10 protein-coding genes and 5 pseudogenes are annotated in these 19,975 nt (G+C 56.1%); 8 read left to right on the forward strand and 7 right to left on the reverse strand.

Annotated elements, in window-relative coordinates; translation table 11 throughout:
• Nucleotides 1-21 precede the first annotated feature (21 nt).
• The 3 genes from BM186_RS16490 (at nt 22) to BM186_RS16500 (ending at nt 10,032) form a co-directional block, all read left to right on the forward strand.
• Nucleotides 22-5,151, forward strand: coding sequence for a RecQ family ATP-dependent DNA helicase (locus BM186_RS16490; RefSeq protein WP_074916669.1), 5,130 nt, complete (start codon nt 22-24; stop codon nt 5,149-5,151).
• Between the two features lie 40 nt (nt 5,152-5,191).
• On the forward strand, nt 5,192-8,527 hold the full coding sequence (locus BM186_RS16495; RefSeq protein ID WP_074916671.1) for a DEAD/DEAH box helicase: 3,336 nt from the start codon (nt 5,192-5,194) through the stop codon (nt 8,525-8,527).
• Between the two features lie 524 nt (nt 8,528-9,051).
• Nucleotides 9,052-10,032 (forward strand): YagK/YfjJ domain-containing protein, encoded by a 981-nt coding sequence (locus BM186_RS16500; RefSeq protein ID WP_074916673.1) that lies wholly within the window; start codon nt 9,052-9,054, stop codon nt 10,030-10,032.
• Between the two features lie 74 nt (nt 10,033-10,106).
• On the opposite strand, the pseudogene BM186_RS26350 reads toward BM186_RS16500, so the two are convergent.
• Nucleotides 10,107-10,232, reverse strand: a pseudogene (locus BM186_RS26350) (transposase); the annotation flags it as partial.
• 14 nt (nt 10,233-10,246) lie between these two features.
• Entirely contained in the window at nt 10,247-10,909 is a 663-nt protein-coding gene (locus BM186_RS16510) for a TetR/AcrR family transcriptional regulator (protein ID WP_241519891.1), read from the reverse strand.
• A gap of 368 nt (nt 10,910-11,277) precedes the next feature.
• On the opposite strand from BM186_RS16510, the gene BM186_RS16515 reads away from it, so the two are divergent.
• The 4 genes and pseudogenes from BM186_RS16515 to BM186_RS27090 all read left to right on the forward strand — a co-directional run.
• Nucleotides 11,278-11,604, forward strand: a complete 327-nt coding sequence (locus BM186_RS16515; RefSeq protein WP_241519890.1) for a PaaI family thioesterase — start codon at nt 11,278-11,280, stop codon at nt 11,602-11,604.
• Nucleotides 11,605-11,609: 5 nt separating this feature from the next.
• Entirely contained in the window at nt 11,610-12,083 is a 474-nt protein-coding gene (locus BM186_RS16520) for a PaaI family thioesterase (protein WP_074916680.1), read from the forward strand.
• On the forward strand, nt 12,080-12,982 hold the full coding sequence (locus tag BM186_RS16525) for an alpha/beta fold hydrolase (RefSeq protein WP_074916682.1): 903 nt from the start codon (nt 12,080-12,082) through the stop codon (nt 12,980-12,982). Before BM186_RS16520 ends, BM186_RS16525 begins: the two co-directional genes overlap by 4 nt.
• A gap of 99 nt (nt 12,983-13,081) precedes the next feature.
• Nucleotides 13,082-13,198: pseudogene (locus BM186_RS27090) on the forward strand (AAA family ATPase); the annotation flags it as partial.
• A 552-nt stretch (nt 13,199-13,750) separates the two neighbouring features.
• On the opposite strand, the gene BM186_RS27095 reads toward BM186_RS27090, so the two are convergent.
• The 3 genes and pseudogenes from BM186_RS27095 to BM186_RS16535 all read right to left on the reverse strand — a co-directional run bounded on the left by BM186_RS27095 (nt 13,751) and on the right by BM186_RS16535 (nt 16,531).
• Nucleotides 13,751-14,209 (reverse strand): methyl-accepting chemotaxis protein, encoded by a 459-nt coding sequence (locus BM186_RS27095; protein WP_394327901.1) that lies wholly within the window; start codon nt 14,207-14,209, stop codon nt 13,751-13,753.
• An 81-nt stretch (nt 14,210-14,290) separates the two neighbouring features.
• Nucleotides 14,291-15,055 (reverse strand): annotated as a pseudogene (locus BM186_RS27100) (PAS domain-containing protein); the annotation flags it as partial.
• Nucleotides 15,056-15,463: 408 nt separating this feature from the next.
• The gene (locus BM186_RS16535; RefSeq protein ID WP_074916685.1) at nt 15,464-16,531 is read right to left on the reverse strand and encodes a hypothetical protein; all 1,068 of its coding nucleotides are present in this window, start codon (nt 16,529-16,531) and stop codon (nt 15,464-15,466) included.
• A 113-nt stretch (nt 16,532-16,644) separates the two neighbouring features.
• Between BM186_RS16535 and BM186_RS16540 the strand changes: the two genes are divergently transcribed.
• Nucleotides 16,645-16,956: a hypothetical protein gene (locus BM186_RS16540; protein ID WP_074916687.1), complete on the forward strand. Its 312-nt coding sequence runs from the start codon at nt 16,645-16,647 to the stop codon at nt 16,954-16,956.
• Between the two features lie 633 nt (nt 16,957-17,589).
• On the opposite strand, the pseudogene istB reads toward BM186_RS16540, so the two are convergent.
• Both istB and istA read right to left on the reverse strand, forming a co-directional pair.
• A pseudogene (gene istB / locus BM186_RS16545) lies at nt 17,590-18,273 on the reverse strand (IS21-like element helper ATPase IstB); the annotation flags it as partial.
• A gap of 17 nt (nt 18,274-18,290) precedes the next feature.
• Nucleotides 18,291-19,804 (reverse strand): annotated as a pseudogene (gene istA / locus BM186_RS16550) (IS21 family transposase).
• Nucleotides 19,805-19,975: the final 171 nt, after the last annotated feature.

Below are 19,975 nucleotides of genomic sequence, written 5' to 3' on the forward strand. Positions count from 1 at the left end.
GTAGCAGGGATCGCGTAAGGGATGTCATCAGTTCCCCAACCCAAGAGCTTGGTCATCGATCTGGAGGTCGCTCCCGGAAAGGAGGGGTATCCAGATCGTATCTTTAAGGTCGGGGCAGCGCGGCCTGACCTCGGTGTCGAGCTTGATCGTAAGGTCTCGAAAAATCTCCCCGAGATTCTTGCTGAAGTCGATGCGCTGTCCGATGGTGCTGGCTTTCTTCTGGGGCATAACGTCATCGAACATGACTTGCCCATCCTCAAGCAGCAGGCACCTGCGCTTGCTCTACATTCTCTGCCAGTCATCGATACCTTAAGACTATCCCCCCTGGCCTTTCCGCAGAACCCGTATCACCGGCTGGTCAAGGATTACAAACTCATCCGGGACAGCCTCAACTCGCCGCTTGCAGACTGTCGTTCAACGCTGATTCTGTTTAGAGATCAGCGGGATGCATTTGCGCAGTTAAATGAGACCAATCGTGCTGAGCTGCTCTGCTATCAGGCATTGCTTGCCCCAAGCATAAAAAGCGATCTGGGATCATTCTTCGCTTCGCTAACTGGGCAGACTGCAGTTCCGATTTCGGATCTGCAGCGGCTCATTCCGAGTCTGTTGGCGGAAACCGATCCATCATTGGATCGTGATCTGAAGGTATGTAGAGCTCGACTGGAAGCTCTCCTGGCTGAGGACCTTGAGCAGACGGATTTGCATCTGCCCTTGGCCTATGCCCTTGCGTGGTTGAGAGTGTCGGGGGGCAACTCTGTCCTTGCGCCTTGGGTGCGGCATCAGTTCTCTGCTGTTGGGCGATTGATTACTGAGCTCCGGGATGTTCCCTGCGGCCGTTCAGACTGCCGCTACTGCTGCACGACCCACGATCCGCGCCATGAGCTGAAGCGCTACTTCGGCTTTGCTGATTTCCGCTACGAACGCCCCGGCCAAAGCCTGCAACACGATGTGGTTCTCGCAGGCATGCAGGGCAGACATGTTCTCGCGATCCTGGCAACCGGTGGTGGTAAATCGCTGTGTTACCAACTGCCGGCGCTGAATCGTTTTCATCGCAACGGCAGCCTGACCATCATCATTTCGCCTCTGCAGTCGCTGATGAAGGATCAGGTTGACGGGCTTCTTGAGCGAAATGTGCAGTGTGCTGCGACGCTCAATGGCCTGCTGACCATGCCTGAGCGTGCGGATGTGCTGGAGAAGGTCCAGATGGGCGATGTCGGCATTCTGCTGGTATCTCCTGAGCAGTTCCGCAACAAGGCTTTCCGGCGTGCGATACGCCAGCGCCAGATCGGCGCTTGGATTTTCGATGAGGCCCACTGCTTGTCGAAGTGGGGCAACGATTTCCGTCCAGATTACATGTACGCCTCGCGCTTCATTCGCGAGCACACAGGCAATCAACCCCTGGCCCCCATTGGCTGCTTCACTGCAACGGCTAAGCCGGATGTGTTGGCTGATATCCGGGCGCATTTTAAGGAAGGTCTCGGGATTGAGTTTGATCAGTTCCTGGGGACTCATGAGCGGACGAATCTTAGCTTTGAAGTGCTGCCCTGCAGTCGTGGCGAGAAATGGCCAAGAACCCATCAATTGCTTGAGGATCACCTCGGCGGCCAGGACGGTGGTGCGGTCGTTTTCGTTGCAAGTCGCAAGGGCGCTGAAGAGCTTTCAGAGTTTCTAGTCGGGCAGGGATGGCCGTGCCGCCATTTCCACGCCGGGATTGAACCCAATGACAAGAAGGATATCCAGGACGACTTCAAGGCTGGGCGGCTCCGCATCATCGTCGCCACCAATGCCTTTGGCATGGGCGTCGACAAGTCCGATATCCGCCTGGTAGTTCACGCAGACATTCCTGGTTCGCTGGAGAACTACCTTCAAGAGGCCGGCAGGGCAGGGCGTGACCAGGATGCAGCACGCTGTGTGCTGCTTTATGACTCGCAGGATATTGAGACCCAATTTGGATTGTGCGAGCGCTCCAAGCTCAGCCTCCGTGACATCCAACAAATTCTCCGCAAGTTGCGTTTCGAGTATGCCAGGCGTAAGGGCGGCGAGCTGGTCATCACCGCCGGCGAGATTCTCATGGATGAGACCGTCGAGACCTCGTTCGACGCTGACGACAGTGATGCTGAAACCAAAGTGGTCACCGCGGTTGCCTGGCTGGAGCGGGGGCAATACCTCAAGCGAGAAGAAAACAGTACACAGATTTTTCCGGCTCGCCTGAGTCTGAGCGAAGCGGACGCCGAGCAGCGTTTGCTCAAGGCCAATCTGTCGGAGCGGCGCCGTGAAGAGTTCGGCGCAATTCTGAAATACCTCTACCAGGCTGAGGCCGATGAGCGGGTGAATACTGACAACCTGATGTCGCTCACCAGCCTGACTTCTGAGGAGGTTGTTAGCACTCTCAAGCAGATGGAGGAGCTGGGCCTACTCGTCAACGACACCCAACTGACCGTATTGCTGCGTCACGGCGTAGTGGACGCCTCCATTCAACGGCTGGAGCAGACCCTTGCATTAGAGGGAGCGCTGTTGGAGGTACTCAGCGAGCTGGCGCCAGATGCCGAGGATGGCAGTTGGCAGGATCTCAATCTCGCGGCTCTGACAGCAGGGCTCAAAACCAGACTAGAGCGTGGGGATGTCATCCCGTTGCAGGTGCTTCGCCTACTGCGAAGTCTCTCTCAAGATCGTGAAAGCAACAGCCAGCCACGCAGCAGTTTTGAGCTTAAACAGGTCAATCACGACTACATCAAGCTTAAAGTTCAAGGTAGGTACAGCTGGTCGCAGATTGAACGCTTTGGTGAAAAGCGCCGAGTCATTGCCAGCAAGCTGCTTCAATTCTTGATCGGAAAGCTGGCTCCGGCCTCCAAGGGCAAAGATCTGATGGTGCAATCCACCTTCGGTGAGCTGGTGGGTGTGATCGAGTCGGATCTGGAGCTCTCACAGGTCATCCCCCCCAACCAGCGGCAGCGAGCAATTGAGCATGTGCTGTTATACCTGCATAAGCAGGAGGTGCTGACGCTCAACCACGGGATGACTGTGATGCGTCGAGCAATGACCATTGAGGTAAACGCAGACAAGAAGGGCAGCTACCTCAAAGACGATTACCTGCGTCTCGATGAGCATTACAGCGAAAAGCGTATCCAGGTCCATGTGATGCGTGAGTATGCCGAGGTCGCGCTCGGCGCTATGGCGAGTGCGCTGGAGCTGGTGCTGCACTATTTCACGGACTCAAAAGATGCTTTCTTGCAGCGCTATTTCGCTGGCCGCGAAGAGGTGCTTAAGCATGCCACCAGTGAAGAGTCCTGGAAATCCATCGTTGAGGATCTGAGCACTCAACAGCGACTCATTGTGGTCGATGACGACGACGTTAATCGCTTGGTGTTGGCAGGGCCAGGGTCTGGCAAAACTCGCGTAATCGTTCACCGTATTGCGTACCTGCTGCGTATTCGACGGGTTCCTGCCAATGCAATTGTGGCGTTGACCTTCAATCGGCATGCGGCCAATGAAATACGAAGGCGCCTCTTGAGCCTGGTCGGAGCTGATGCCTACGGCGTCAGCGTCATGACTTACCACAGCATGGCCATGCGGCTGACCGGCACTCGTTTTGAGCGTAGGGATGTTGTCGACGAGGGGGCTCTTAAACAGGTTCTGGAGGACGCTGTTGAGCTTTTGGAGGGCAAGGGAACAGCCGATGGCGAGGACGACCTGCGAGAGCAGTTGTTGCGTGGCTACCGCTACATCTTGGTTGATGAATACCAAGACATCGATGCTCTGCAATACCGTTTGGTGAGTGCGCTTGCCGGTAGGCAGTCCAGTGAGGAAGGGCGTTTGTGCATTCTGGCGGTAGGCGATGATGATCAGAACATCTACGCCTGGCGCGATACCAACAACCGCTACATCGAGCGCTTTCGCGAGGATTACTCTGCTGCTACCAGTTACCTCGTCGAGAACTATCGTTCGACTCAGAGCATCATTGCGGCTGCAAATCACTTGGTTGGTAACAACCCCGGGCGCTTGAAAGCGTCCTATCCGATCCGAATCAACCGCGAGCGCCAGTCAGATCCTCTCGGGGGACAGTGGCAGGCGCTTGATTCAGGTCGCTCTGGACGGGTTGCACGATTGGCAATTGATCCCAGCGATAGAGCTGTTGGCAACCTTCAGGCGCAGGCTGCTATACGCGAACTCAAGCGACTGCTGGCATTGGAAGAGGGTAGCTGGAGTGGATGCGCCATTCTTGCCCGTACCCATCAGTATCTGTGGCCAGTCCAGGCGCTTTGCGAGCTTGCCGGAGTTCCGTACTTTCTGGCCTCGGATAAAGATAGTGCGCCGCCCATCACTCGGCAGCGTGATTTCGTGGCGGTTGTTGATCGACTTCGAGAAGTCAATGAGGCGCTTTCGGCTGCTATGGCGTGGCAGCAGGTGTCTGCGGGAGTGGGTGAGAGCTGGTGTAACTTTTTCAGGGAGGCTTTCACCCAATTGCAGGTCGAGCTCGGTGAGTGCCAGCTCAACAGTGCTGCAATCGTGGACTGGCTCTATGACTACGCCCGGGAGATGCGGCAGCAGACCAAGAGTGGCCTGTATCTGGGCACAGTGCATTCAGCGAAAGGCCTAGAGTTCAGGCATGCCGTTTTGCTTGATGGTGGATGGAATGTACAGACTGAGGGACTTAACGATGAGCGCCGGTTGTACTACGTGGGCATGACGCGCGCAGAGCAGACACTGACTCTGTGTGAGTTCAGTGCAGCGAATCCTTTCAGTGGGAGTTTGTCGGCTGACATCGTGCAGCAGACCTTCACCGGCGATTACAACCCAGCTTTGGAGCGGCGTTATCTGCAGCTCAGTTTGAAGGACATTGATATTGGCTTTGCCGGACGTAGCCCTGTAACAGACCCTATCCATGAGGCACTGAGGTCCCTGGAGCCGGGGGCGACGCTGAAGCTTGAGCAGCGAGGCGAGCGTTATGTGATTCTGGACGACCAGGGGCGGGTTGTCGGGCGGACTTCTCAGTCCTTTAGGCTGGATCTTGAGGTTGAACAGTGCGAGGTTGCGGGTGTGGTAGTTCGGTTCCAAGAGGACAGCGAGGAGCAGTATCGGTCTCTTCAGAGGTGCGAGCGCTGGGAGATTGTTGTTCCAAGGCTCTGTGGCGTGCCACAGCCTGCGTTATAGGGCCAGGGATCGTGCCCTGAGTTGATTACGGAGACTGTTAATGACAGCGCATGCCCCCCTTATCTCTACTCAGGATGATCTCTTCCACGAGGAGGTATCGCTGTTGCTTCCAGAGCGCTTTGCAATCAACTGCAAGGTACTCGATAACCCCGTTCGACAACTTGAAAGTCCAGAAAAGCGTGAGCTCTGCCGGTTGCGGCCGTTCTCAGTTCGTCAAATTGCGGGCTATGAAGCGACCTTACAAACCGGCGAGATTCTGAGGATTATCAGCGCTAAGACTGCAACTCAACTCAATGCAGATTTGGTTCTACTGATTGCTGGGGCTTCAGATCCTGCAGAAATTTCTCTGGCACTTGAGCGAGGTGAAGGCCGTTGGGTGGGCAACACCACGATCGACTTAAGCACACTCGATGCAGCTGCTCGGAAATCAAGACTCGAAGCAATTACGGCCTCTTGGGACGACGCCTTCCAACTCCGTGAAAGCCGTCCAGCTAAGGGGGACAGGCCCGCTACACCAGGGTTACGCCGCCCCCAAATTGGAGCGCTGCATGCCTCGCTCGCCCACCTCACGCGATCAGGTTCACCTGCCACTATTGTCATGCCAACAGGTACCGGCAAGACGGAAACTATGCTCGCGCTGAATGCTCACCAGCGTTTCGAGCGATTGTTGGTTGTAGTACCGAACGACGCGTTACGTGAGCAAATCGCCGGGAAGTTTGAAACCTTTGGTGTGCTCAGGCGTCAGGAGTGCCTCAGCTCAAGAGCTGACTACCCAATAGTAATGCGCCTTTGCCATATTCCCACCGCGGTGGACGAAGTGGATCAGATCTTCGGCAGCGCCAATGTGGTGGTGACTACCATGCAGATTGCTGCTCGCGCCGACGCCCAGATCCAGGAGCGTATGGCTGATCACGCATCCGCTCTCTTCATCGATGAGGCCCACCACATTGCGGCCCCGACCTGGGCGCGATTCCGCAGCCTCTTCGTCGATCGTGAACTGCCTTTACCTATTTTCCAGTTCACTGCCACTCCGTTCCGAGAAGATGGGCGACGAGTCGATGGCGAGTTCATCTATACCTATCCGCTCAAGAAAGCGCAGGTAGAAGGCTACTTTAAGCCGATTCGCTTTGAGGCGATCTTTGGCCTGGATCAATCCGAGGCCGATGAGGCGATCGCCGAAAAGCTCGGTGAGATTCTGCAAGACGATCTCAGCCTTGGTCTAAACCACTTGGCTATGGCGCGGTGCTCCACAATTGAGCGCGCCAAGAAGCTTCATCAGCTCTATAGTCGACGGTTCCCACAACATAATCCTGTCCTGGTTCACAGCAACCAGTCCGCACGGGAAAGGCGTGCAAGCCTTGCGGCGCTGCGTCGTTTCGACAGCCGAATTATCGTGTGTGTTGACATGCTGGGAGAGGGTTTCGATTTGCCGGAGCTCAAGATCGCCGGCCTGCACGACCCGCATAAAAGCGTTGCGGTCACTATTCAGTTCGTGGGTCGGTTCACGCGACAGGATCCCAGGCTCGGCGATGCAACAGTAATCGCTAACACTGGTGTGGATGACATCGACCGCTCGTTGGCGAAGCTCTATGCGGAGGATGCCGATTGGAATACGTTGGTCGAGGCGCTGAGTTCTGCGCGGATCGAACGACAGGTGCGGCGTGCGGAAATGTTCCGGGGTTTCACGGGGGACCTTTGCGATATTCCTCTGCAGACCCTGGAGCCAAAAATGAATGCTGTCGCTTATAGGACGACATGCGAAATTTGGGATCCACTGCAAGTAGAGGACCTCTTCCCTGCCGGCGTTTATCGAGGCATGAAGCTCAATCAGCAGCGCCGAGTCGCCATATTCGTTACGCGCAATGAAGAACAGGCCGGCTGGACTACAGCTCAGCAAGCTACCAATGTCATCTGGGATCTGCACATGATGCATTGGGATGAGGACGCTGGACTCCTGTTCATTAGTAGCTCCACGAAGGGCCCTCATGACAAGCTTGCCAAGGCTATCTGTGGCGACAGCTCTCGCCGAATCGAGGGTGAAGATGTGTTTCGAAGTCTTCATGGCTTCAAAAGGCTGATCCTGCGCAACCTGGGACTCACCCATCATCAGGGTCGCGGAGTACGCTATTCCATGTACATGGGCGTTGATGTCGCTGACGGCCTCGACACCGCAAAGCAGTCGAGAATCAAGAACAACGTCTTTGCTACCGGCTTTCTTGATGGTGTACCGGCCATTCGTGGTTGCTCGGTGAAGGGTAAGTTCTGGTCGATCACTCCAGTCCGTGATCTGACCGATTGGGTGGATTGGTGCCAGGGAATCGGTCGGTTGGTGAGCGATTCCGGAATTACCACTGATGAAGTGTTCAAGAGTGCGATGCGGCCTCGCCTTATCAGCGAGAGACCTACGGCACCTCCCGTCGCAATTCACTGGCCGGAGTCGCTTATGACACAGATCGAAGAGCGTATAGAAATCAGTTTCGATGGCCAGGTTGTCCCGTTCGCCGAATGCGATATCGAGCTTATCAGTCATGAGAGGACCGGCCCGCTGCGGTTCGCCGTGACCAGCGACGCCCATGCCGCCGAGTTTGAAATCGAGTTCAACGATGGGGGAGCCCGCTATCCACAGCGAGTGGGGCCGGAGGCAACCATTAAGATTGGCAGTGCCGCGAAGACGTTATCTGAGTCGTTCGGAGACGATGCGCCTCAGATCGACTTTGGCGATGGGTCGCTTCTGATCTACAGCCATCTCTACGCGCTGCCTGACGGCGTGTCTGTTGAGCCGTACCCAACTGACAAGATTGTTGAGTGGGATTGGTCCACAACCAATATACGGGCCGAATCTCAAGGTGCAGAGAAACGCCCCGACTCTGTCCAGCGTAAGGTCATTGAATACTTGCTCTCCGATGGCAACTTATATGACCTGATTTTTGACGATGATGGGAAAGGGGAAATTGCTGACGTGGTTTCTCTGCGTGTCACTGACAGCTTAGTGCAGGTCACGCTCTACCATTGCAAGTTTTCAGGCAGCGATACCCCTGGATCTCGCCTCGGAGATCTCTACGAGGTCTGCGGGCAAGCGCAGAAATCTGCTAGGTGGCGCGATCGCCCGAATCGCATGTTTGCTCACATGCTGAAGCGAGAGAAGCGTCGTCTCGAAATGGGGAAGAGCTCTCGCTTCGAGCTGGGAACTGCAGCATCGCTCAAGAAGCTGAAGGCAAGCTGGCAAGACTATCGCTATGAGTTCGACGTTCGCATTGTACAACCAGGGTTATCGCGCTCTGCGGTTAACGAAGAGGGATTGCATCTGTTGGCTGGGGTTGAAACGTATTTATTAGAAACCCGTGCGATGAAGCTTCGGGTTATTGGCAGTGCATGATCTGCCATGGCATGACCTCCGCTGACCGCAATGTTTGGAGGCTACTTGGCCTTTGCGACCATTAACTCAGACTAGCGAGTCAATTCATCGGTGCTTTGGGGAATCCAGTAGCTGAATCTAGCCAGCTGCGATTACCAGCTTGTTTGCCGTTTTAGCTTGGTGCTCTTCGGGTAGAGAGGCATGAAAAATCTCAGCTAAGTCGGTGATGTTCAAGTCAAGAAAACTGTTCCGGTTTCTGGCCTGTTGACACACGGATTTCTCCAGTCTGCTGGGAGGGAGGGGGCTTTATGGGGGCGGGTTCTAGTTTTATAGATCACACAACCATTCAACCAGATAGCTATCTACCATCCAGTCGATACCTCTATCCCTGAGAGCATCTACTCGTCATCCCTTCAGGCGATAGCCTCATGATCGCCTGATAAGCGCTGTTGCTGTGTAGGACAGCAACAGCTGTGGCAGCTCAGTGTGAGTAATAAAAAACAATCAATGCACTTGGTGTGGACAAACCACACAGGTGCATCGTCATGCTCAACCGTACTGCTGCCAAACCCCTCAACCAGTCCCAGGTTTCGATCCTGATCGAGAAGCTGGTACTCGCTATTCAGAAATACGAAAGGCCCATCCATCGTCCTGAGCAGGGGGTAAAGCAATACTTCAACCACATCGAACAGATGCTCGGTCTGTTCGATGGTAACCACGATTACAGCTACAGCTCTCACCTACAGGTCTTCCGAGAGGCTGTTCAAGACGTAGGAGTCCAGTTCGGTCCATTTGGGCTGGACTCCTATGATGAGGAAACAGATCGTCCCCGTGATACCGTTCAGACGCTATCAGCTCTTGCGGAACGCATCCGTGTGCTGACACGCCGGCAAAAATACCGTCGCGTGCAATACGATCAGCGCCTGCAGGCTAAGAAGCTCCAGCGCGGTAACCGTCGATATGTCGATGGCATGTTTACACGACACGCACGCTTGCTCGTGGTCAGGGTAAACCTCTATTACCGCGCTGCTGCGCAGACTAGGCTAAGGGTTGAGCATGTCTTTCGTGATTTTGACGACCTTATAAGTGAGCTTCGATACAACGCTATTTTTGATCACGAGATCGGCTATGTCTGCGCTATCGAACAAGGGAAATATCCTGGTGTCCGTCACGAGAATGGCGATGAGCAAGAGGGTTGGTATGGTCGTGGCTTTCACGCCCATGTGGCATTCTTTTTCGACGGATCGAAGGTCAGGGCAGACGTCTTCAAGGCAATACAGATAGGCGAGCTTTGGCAAGAGATCACGCGTGGCCGTGGCTGCTATGACAGCTCCAATCACAACAAGGAGGCGAAACACGGTGACCGGCTCGGTGTGGGTATGGTCCATCGAGATGATTGGGCGAGACGTGAGCGTCTTTACACCGTTTTGGATTACCTAGCAAAAGATGACCAGCATCTGCGTGTGAAGCCTGCGGGGGCGCGCTGCCTGCGTAAGGGGACTCTGAACCGTGTTCGGCGGCGATGATTCGGTGCTGCTGAACCAGGAAAGCTACGGGCTCTGAACATCTATTGCGTAGCGCAGTCAGATCGTGCCCCTGGAGCTGGGGCCATGTTTTCCTCGCCGTGCAGCAACTTGTCGACCTGGGTAACGTCTGCAACATTGTCTGCCGTACCGACCACGCTGTGCACCAAGCCCGATTCGTCATCGACGCTAATGTGGCGGCGCTTGATCTCAGCGTCTAAAACCTTGGGCAACATTCATCCTGATTGATCACACCATCTATTGTAATTTTCCAGATAAAATCGCCAATGGCATCGAGTGTATAGGCACCCTTCGGATCAAACCACGTTGCAACCCAGTTGAGTGCCCCAAGGCCGATCAGCCGAAGTAGGCGCCCATCAACACCCTTCTGAATTACGCCCTGCTCAATCATCGTTTCTAGTATATCGGCCCAAAGGGACTCGTACTGATCCCGCAGTTCGATGATTTCCTCTCGCGCCTCTGGACCTAGCGCACGCCATTCAAATAGCAGTACGTAAACTGTGTCCGAATCAACCAATAAAGCACGCAGATGCGCGTTGATGCAGAGGCGCAGTCTCTCTACCGGTTCATCCGAACTGGTTAGCGCCATTTTGACCTCTGCTGTCACCAAGTCGACCCCACGTCGCATCAGCTCGACAAGGAGTGCTTCTTTGGTGCTGTAACGGTAGTAAAGGCTCCCGGGTAGCATGTCACAGGCCTCGGCAATGTCTTTGAGAGACGTCTTCTCGAAGCCTTTCTCACGGAAAAGCCGGGCCGCATTGGACAAAACATGGCCCTGATTGTCCAACTTGCGTACAGGTGGAACCTGTCTGTGAGCCATGGTTTCAATATCTCCTCGGCAGGCCATTGCATTGTTCACCAGAGCGGCTGCCGCCAGACCCTTTGAGCCAATGGTACGCCATTACGCGAGTAGCCGCTATTTGCACCCAACGTGTTCTTGACTTTTGGTTGGTCAACCAAACAAAATTGAGTGGTAACTTTGTCACTGTATAAAAACGATAGGGCGATTACTATGATCAACAGCCTCTCTCAGTCACTGTCACACCTTCAGGATGGCAGCAAAGCTGCGCAGATCCGATGACTGAGTCAAACAGATATCAGCATAGTGACGCCATAGAGGCGGCGTGGCAGTTCACCGAACAAGTGCCCCACGGCAGAGATCTGGGTATGAGGGTCGTCCGTGTGGAGGGCAACCGAGCAATTATAGGCCTCTCCCCACAGCCGTGGATGTTTGCGGACGACGACTGCGAAGAAATCTGTACCAGCATACTGTATTCGCTGGCGGACTCTGCCTGCGGGCTGGCGGTGTTCGCAGAGGCTCAGGAGTTGACCCCCATTGCCACGCTGGATTTGCGTATGGATTATCTGCGACCTGCCACCGGCGACCGTGACCTGTTGGCGGTTGCCACTTGCCTGCATCTGACGGAAGAGATCGCGTTCATACATTGCGACATCCTATCCAATGGCGATAGTCAGCCGGTAGCAACAGGCAGTGGCACGTTCGTGCGCAACACCGATGGCCAACGCTTCCAAGCGGCTGCAGGAGAAAAGTAAGGAATATGACCACTATCGTCAATTCAGCGAAACCATACTCCGAGCTGACCCAAAGCAGTGACGAAAGTACTGTCTATCAGAACTTTTTGGCGCGCATTCCCTACGCTCGGCATCTTGGCCTTGATATCCGGAAAGACCCTGCAGGTATAGTGGTACTCCTGCCTTTTCATGAGGCTCTTATCGGTAATTTCATGCTGCCTGCACTTCATGGTGGGGTCCTGGGAGCGCTGATAGAGATCACCGCGCGCATTGCTGCGCAAAGCGAAGATGGTAAGGCACGTTGCCCACGCATTCTGGACAGCAACATTAACTACCTTCGCTCGGCGCAGGCAAAACACACGTTCGCCAGCGCCGAGATTATTCGCCAGGGTCGCCGCACCAGCTTAGTGCAGGTAATCTGCTGGCAGGACGAAAAGAGTCGTCCGATTACTACCGGACGGGTTCAGTTGCTATTCGCAAAAACGGATATTAACTCATGAAGGGTAAGCAGAGCATAGCCGAGCTCGACGGATTCCAGGCTCCGGACGGCCAGGAAATTGCACTATGGCGCTGGCCTCAATGTCCGGAACGCCCCACTCTGCACTGGGCGCATGCGACGGGTTTCCACGGTCGCCTTTACAAGCCATTGCTTGAGAACCTGGCCAGCTCTTTTAACGTTGTAGCCTGGGACATGCGAGGGCACGGGGCCAGTGCCGGTGCGGCAAAAGCTTCGATGTTACAAGGCTGGGAAATCTACTATCGAGACTTGACCGCTCTGCTGGAAAGCCTAGATGAACCGATCTGGCTTGCTGGCCATTCCATCGGAGCCACCACCAGCATCATGGCGGCTGCTCGACGACCAGACAAAGTGCGCGGTCTGATTCTTGCGGAGCCCGTAATCATGGATGCCTGGCAGGGCCGGATGCTGTGGTTGGCCAAGTGGCTACGCCAGTCACACCGCTTTGCGCTAGCTGCAGGCGCAGCACGCCGGCGCAACGTGTTCGACTCACACGCTATGGCCCTGAGCAATTACAGCGGCCGGGGTGGATTCAAAACCTGGCCCGAGACATGGCTCCAAGCCTATGTCGAGCATGCCTTCGTGCCACAGGGTGATCAGGTCCGTCTGGTCTGTTCGCCCGATTGGGAAAGCGCCACTTTCGCCCATACCGAACACAACCCTTGGCCTGGTGTTCGCGAGGTGAAGTGCCCGGTCATTGCGCTGGCTGCAGAGAGTTCGTCAACCTTTTCGCCAGCAGCGCGCAAACGCCTACGCACCCTGCTACCTTCAGCTGACGTGCGCGTCCTCTCCGGAACGACCCATTTCCTGCCGATGGAGCGACCGGATGCGGTTTGCGAAGCCGTTTTGCAGGCTTTGTCGCCCCAATGCCGCCCGGTTTAACCGTTTTTGTGTAACCATCTCGCTCGGTGCGGGATAAAAACCGTTTTTTGCCAACTTTATTGCGATCCTGCACCCCGCAGCTAGGTGCATCTGAGGCCGTACAGTGTTCTACGCGTGCCGCGCCTGTTGGAAGAGTTGGACCTTGCCCACGGCGACGGGCGCTTCGCCAAGCTGCTGGGCAAGCTGACCGGTGGGAAGTTGCAGATCGATCGTTGGCGTGAAAAGGCTGCGGCTCAGGCTCAGGTCAAGGCAGAAATCATCAAGTGCGTAATTGCATCCACTTGACCATCCAGTTGCATTCGCACTGACCACCCAATTGCGTTGGTGCTGACCATGGACGCATGGCGCTGACATGGGACTTAATATGTGCCGAACCCTGAATTCTCACCAATGCTCAAGGGATTGATGTATGAGCCAGCTCGCTCGGAGTTTTCACGGCGCGGTTAAACTCTACCGACTTGATGCAAACTTTTCATTGCAATTGCCCTGTTCTGAGGGCCGATCTGATTCGGGAGTGCTGGAAACGCGTTGCACTTCCACTGGAAATAATCCAGACGGTTTTTTTCAAAAAGATCGGCCAGGCAATATTGCTCAGAACTGAAACCTGATTTCAGATTTGTCAGGAAATACAGGGCGGCGGGCTGAAAGTCGCCCTGGTGCAGGGCGACTCCCGAGTTGAATAGCGGCAATACAGCTAAGTGCGATAGCTATCAGAGTCGCCCGGAAGTTCACATTTTAATATCATTGAAGTTTGATCATGACCTGACACTAATTGTTGTCTTTGAACAGCGTTGAGACGGTGCGTGCAACGTGGTCAGCGCCATCACTGATTTCACGCATGATGGTTGTTACTGTTGCGATTTGATCATTGTTTTCTTCGGCGCTGCTGGCAATGCTGGTCATGTTGACGTTGAGCTGCTGAGTGAGCTTGCCGTTTTCGGTCACCACGTTCTTGATTTCGACGGTGGCGCCGCTGGTGCGCGCGGCCAACTGGCGAACCTCGTCGGCCACCACGGCGAAGCCTCGGCCCATTTCGCCTGCGCGGGCGGCTTCAATGGCAGCGTTCAGCGCGAGTAAGTTGGTTTGCTCCGCCACGCCCTGAATGGTGGTAACGATCATCTCAATATCCTTTGCCTGGGTATTGAGTTGAGTGATTAGGGCAACCGCAGTGTTAATAAGATTCAGTGTTCTTTGGGACAGCTCAATGGAGCTGGCAAGGGACTCCATGCCGCGTATGGAAATTTGTGACGTTTCTTCGGCAGTGGTGAACGAGAGTTCGGCGGCTTGGCGAATATCTTCAGTCTTCTGTCGTTGCGCTGTTATATCGGTGGCAAACTTGATTACCTTGATAACATGGCCTTCTGCATCAATCACGGGGTTGTAGGTGGCCTCAAGATAAATGCGAGCGCCCGATGAAGTTTTGCGTTCGAATTGCCCGCTATAAAATTTCCCACTTTTCAATGCTGGCCAGAATCCCGGATTTTCTTGATAAAAGCTATCGAAGCAAAACATGCGATGGTGGCGATTCTTAATATCGTTAAGCCGATAACCCATGGCATTCAGGAAATTGTCATTGGCATGTAGAATTTCGCCCTCTGGACTGAATTCAATTACTGCCATTGAACGGGATATTGCCGAATAGGCAGCATCCAAGTAGATTCGCTTATCTTGATCTTCTGTGACGTCAGCCGCGGTTTTTAAAACCTCAACGACTTTTCCGTTTTCATCTTTTAATGGGAAATAGGTGGCCTCAATCCACATAATGCCGCCATTTTTATGGATGCGCTTGAAGGTGCCTCGCTGAGCGATACCATTGGCTAGGTCTTGCCAAAATTTATGGTAGGCACTGGTGTTAATGAGATTTTTGTCACAGAAGATACGGTGGTGCTTGTCAATGATCTCCTCGGGGATGTATCCAAGTACCCCGGCAAAGAGTGTGCTCGCCTCAATGATGCTGCCGTCGGGCTTGAAGCGGATCGTTGCCAGGTTCTGATTGAAGGCATCTAAGCGCCGTTGCAAATCAGCACGCCGTTGTTGGCAGTCGAGCAGATCATTTTTATTCTTAAAAAACATATTTACTCTCACTTTTAGGTGCCGCAATGAGATGTCAGGGACAGTATTTCACTGGGCGGCGGAAAAACCTGAATGTTCAACTCTGCGGTGTGCTAGGAGTTGAATTCGGCGGCATTGATCTTCTCTATTGACGGCAGGCCGTCTGCTATGTCTGTTACTGACCATTTTGATCACTATGTCTGCCAGCGCTGCTATTTCTTTAGCCGCATGATCCTTCATCGTCGTTAGATAATAGCTGGTTTGAATGGCTGCCAATGCTTGGGTAATCCCTTGAGCGGCCCCAGTACTCCCCTGTGCGCCCAGAATTGAAGCGCGGACGGCTTTCGAAGCTGCTAGGTCGATGATGCCGTAAGCTGGTCGTATTAACCGTGCGATATGCTGGCGCGCCATTAATCGCACGCAAACAGGTTACCCGGGCGAGGTTGATTGAGCGGCAACTGTCACCCTCCGCGAAACCAATAGCTCAGGCGGTGGGAATGGCTCGGGCTGGGCAGAGTTAATGCTGCGCCACCCCCATTGCCGCCAGCGCTCATCTTGTTCGAGTCGATGTATTACCTCCGCCGGCACATCGGTGCCCGCGGGTATGTACTGGGGGGCCAGGGCATGCACCACATCGAAGCCCGTCATGCCGGTCAGTAACCGGCGCATGATGTGCACCCGCTGCAGCCATGTCAGGCTGCGCCGTCTACCGTCAGTGGTTTGGTACACAATCAGATTGAGCGCGGCGGAGCACTCAAGCATATCTTGGCTACTCATGCAGAACCGCCGATGTGGTGGCGAACCTAGCGGCAAAATGCGTTGTGCAAATAGCTTGAGCAGCGGTTCTGCCAGCTCTCGGTTTTGCCACTCGATGCCCATTATTAGCAGCACGGTATAAATGCTGTGCGCCAAGTGCTCCGCATTCTTACGACTGCCCTGCGCGATAGCTTCCCGCAGCAACCATGTCAAAACCGCCAGGGCATCCATGCTGGCGATGCGCTCCAGCTTTCTCATCAGTACGACGGTGACTCTGGCCCGCTGCCAGTAAACCTCGACACCACCGACGGGCTCGAACAGCACCGCCTGCACATCCGGCTTCAAACGCTGCAGAAACGCCTCGCTCATTGTAGTGCGCGATGGCTGCTGTTTCAGAACATCCCAAAGGGGATGCTGCAGCTCCTGCAGTGAGCCTGGTACCCGAGCATCTATGCGGGCCGCCAGTTTTTGCGGGGTGTGTCGGCCAGCCGCATAACGCTGCCATTTGCAGCGGTTACTGGTAATCCCATCCTGCTTGCGAAATGACTCAGGCTCGAAGTGCTGTTCGAGTTTATAGGCCGTAACCAACCCCGTGCGCTGCCGCAGCCCTTCATACCAGTATCTCACCCGCAAAACGTCCGCCTGATCCCGTTTGGCAGGAGGGGCTGCTCGGCGTCGCTTGTTTCGCATGCTCGCGCGAAAACTCATGAGCAGCGCATTGATGCGTTGAAATTCAGTCACTTAGTTTTATCCGGTGCGCGTGAATACAGTAAAAGTTGGCTGAAAGGTTACGGCTCGTGCCGTCCCAGCGATTTCTTTACCATGATCCGCAACTACGCGAAACGGCGAGCGTCATGAACAAACAGAACCCAATACAGCGTCTGACTGATGAGTTGGAACATGACTTGACCACTCGCTATGGGGTGATGCTGGGGAGTAACGCCCTGTGGCGGGAGCTGGGGTTTCGCTCGCCGGCCGCATTTCGCATTGCGCTATCGAGAGGGATGATCGGTGTGCCGTTTTTTACCCTGCCCAATCGGCGCGGTAGGTTCGCGCTGGCGAAAGACATTGCCGCCTGGATTGCCTACCAGCGCCACGCTGTGCAGATCAACGAATCGGGCGGAGTGAAAGGTCGCGATCAACCGACTTCATCGGACGACCGCTGAGCAGGCGCTCGATCCAAGGGACAACCTGGAATGACAAAGGAGAAAACACCATGAGACCTGACTGATTCGCAGCATTACAGGCCATGGAAATGCAAAAGGCCTGGGGTTGCACCCCCAGGCCTTTTCGAGAAACGTCAGGTTGAACCCCGGACGTCCTCATTCTGTGTTTCCCCATGCCGGGCGTCAACCCGGCTGCCTGCCCATTCATCTATGAATTTGCATTGATCGTGACGGGCGAGGCGTAACTGCGCCTGTCGCGTGGAGAACCTATGAGACTGACCATTGAGCAACTCAGGCAGGCCGTGCGTCATGCCTGCAACCCTTCACTAACGCATCGGGCGGTGGCGCGCCTGGCGGGGATATCACCCAATACCGTTCGCGGCCTGCGGGATCGACTGAGCCAACGGGGTGAGGGGTGGGAACAGCTGCGCGATCTAGAGGACACAGCCTTGCAGGCCCGCTTCAGCGGTGGCGCTGAGGGTGGTAGCCGTCGCGCTGTACCCAATTGGGCAAAGATTCATGAACAGATACAGCAACGAGACATCACGCTGGATCTGCTCTGGCAAGAGTTCCGCGTGGGCGAGCCGGATAGCGTGTCCTATGCACAGTTCACCCGGCTTTACCGGGTCTGGCGTAAGCGTTGTGCACCAGGCGGTCGAGGATGGCGTCGGCCAGGGTCGGATCGCCGATCAGTTCGTGCCAGTTGTCCACCGGCATCTGGCTGGTGACGATGGTCGAGCGCTGGCTGTAGCGGTCGTCCAGTAGCTCCAGCATGTCGCGCCGCTGTTCGGCAGTGAACGGGGCCAGACCCCAGTCATCGAAGATCAGCAGGTCGGTCTTGGCATAGCTGCTCATCAGCTTGGCGAAGCGCCCGTCGCCGTGGGCCAGGCCCAACTCCTCCAGCAGGCGCGGCAAGCGCAGGTAACGCACGCTGTAGCCCTCTCGGCAGGCTTGGTGGGCCAGGGCGCAGGCCAGCCAGGTCTTACCGACGCCGGTCGGGCCGTTGATAATCAGGTTGAGGCCGTCGCGTAACCACTGACCGCTGCTCAGCTGGAGGATCAGTGCCTTGTCGAGGCCGCGTGGGCTGCGGTAGTCGAGGTCTTCGAGGCAGGCGTTGTGGCGTAACCTGGCCTGACGCAGGCGGCTGCTCAGACGCTTGTCGTCGCGCTCGGTCAGCTCGCGGTCGACCAGTAGGCCGAGGCGTTCCTCGAAGCTCAGACTGCCGATGTCGGGGATTTTCAGTTGCTCGGCGAGGGCCTTGAGCATGCCGTTGAGGCGCAGGGTTTGCAGCTTGTCCAGAGTCGGATGGGGCAGCATGGTGGGATTCCTTGGGGTCAGTGGTAGTAGCCGGGGCCACGCAGGTTGGCGTGGTCGTCCGGCAGCAGGAGCAGGTGCTGCTGGGCCAGCGGCAGGTTTTCCAGCCCCTGGCAGGATCGATTCGAGGCTCCTGTAACTGCACGCGCCGAGGCTGAGGGCGCGACGGCAGGCCAACTCCAAGCGCACTTCGCCACGGGTCTTGCCCAGGCGCAGGATGCCCAGGCAGGAGCGGTAACCTTGGGTCGGGTGGATTCGCCGTTCGAGGATGTGTTCGATCACGCCGGCAGTGTTCGGCCCGGTCTGCTCGGCCCAGCGGATCAGCCGTTGTGGCGTCCACTCGGCGTGCTCGCGATGGCTCTTGGGCATGTGCTCGGTCTGCGTGCTGTGCCGCTCCTTGTGCGGTGAACGCAGGTGGCTGGCCACCCGCTGATTGGCGTGGAAGCATTCGACTGTGCGCGCCGTCAGGCGTACCTCCAGTTGCTTTTTCACAAGTTGATACGGCACCGAGTAGTAATGCCCATCGACCTCGACGTGGTAGTCGATGTGCACCCGCGCCTTCTTCCACTCGGCATAGACGTAGGGCTGTTCCGGCAGCGAGCGTAGCGCCGGACGATCCAACGGCCTCGAAGGCCGAGTGCCGGGAGCCCGGCAGCTTGCGAAACGGGCGTTGGTTGAGCCGCTCCAGCAGCACTGCAATGGCCGTATTGAGTTCGTCCAGGGAGAAGAACTGGCGGTTGCGCAGGGCGGCAAGGATCCAGCGCTCCACCACCTGCACGCCAACCTCGGCCTTGGCCTTGTCGCGCGGCTTACGGGCCCGCGCCGGCACCACCGCCACGCCATAGTGCTCGGCCAGGTCACGGTAGCTGGGGTTGATGTCCGGCTTGTAGCGATGGCTCTTGCTCACCGCGCTGCGCAGGTTGTCCGGCACCACGATTTCCGGCACGCCGCCGAGGAAGGCGAAGCAGCGCGCGTGGGAGCCCAGCCAGTCCGGTAACTGCTGCGACCAGGTGGCTTCGGCGAAGGTGTAGCTGGAGGCGCCGAGCACCGCGACGAACACCTGTGCCTGGCGGATCTCGCCACTGTGGCGGTCGATCACCGGCACCGTCTGACCAGCGTAGTCGACGAACAGCTTCTCGCCGACGCGATGCTCCTGACGCATCACCACATCCAGTTTGCCCTGCCAGGCCCGGTAGTGCTCACAGAACCAGCTGTACTGAAAGCCCTGCGGCTGGCTCAGGCGGTACTCCTGCCAGAGCAGCGCCAGAGTCACGCCGGGGCGGCGCAGTTCGGCATGCACCCAAGACCAATCGGGCAGTGGACGCTGCTCGCTGGGCACTGCCGGGGCCGGCGGGAACAGCTGCTGTTCCAGCTGGGCATCGGACAACGAGCAGGGCCAGGCTAGACCGCTGGCGGCAAAGCGGTTGAGGTAATCGCCGACGGTGACACGACCGACCTGCACACTGACCGCAATCTGGCGAGCCGATAGCCCGACCTCGAACTTGAGACGTAGTACTTCGCGAATCTTACGCATGGATAAACGCTCCACGACGACCTCTCTGCTTCGAAAAAGAGGTCGATGGTAGTGAAGAAATCCTGCGTTGCTGCCTGCCTGGAAAGTGTCCGGATGGCCGTGGAATCGGTGTCCGGATGCTCGTGGAATGAGTGTCCGAATCAGCGTGGAATCACTGTCCGGATGTGCGTG

This window comes from Ectopseudomonas toyotomiensis, assembly GCF_900115695.1.
GTDB classification, from domain to species: domain Bacteria; phylum Pseudomonadota; class Gammaproteobacteria; order Pseudomonadales; family Pseudomonadaceae; genus Aquipseudomonas; species Aquipseudomonas toyotomiensis.